Annotated in this window: 1 protein-coding gene; it reads right to left on the reverse strand. The window is 62.8% G+C overall.

Annotated elements, in window-relative coordinates; genetic code table 11:
- A partial coding sequence (locus tag ACWGS9_RS36020) for a hypothetical protein (protein ID WP_454509589.1) occupies positions 1–191 on the reverse strand: 191 nt, incomplete at its 3' end.
- Positions 192–207 lie beyond the last annotated feature (16 nt).

The following is a 207-nucleotide window of genomic DNA, read 5'->3' on the forward strand; positions in this document are numbered from 1 at the left end:
CCCCAGTCGGCGGCAGCAAATCCAGGAGCGCTATCGGCTTCCATCGGCGTGGCCGGCCGCGAAACCTGCTCCTGCTCCCCAAGCACTTGCACTGACAAATGTTCACGGGCTTGCGGATACGTCCCGCCGCCCACGTCCAGGTCAGACGCCGAAAAGTGGTCGTCCACCGTCAATCCGATCGTGCTATCCATGTCCTTCGGATCGGTG

It is taken from the genome of Mesorhizobium sp. Arg314 (assembly GCF_053714275.1).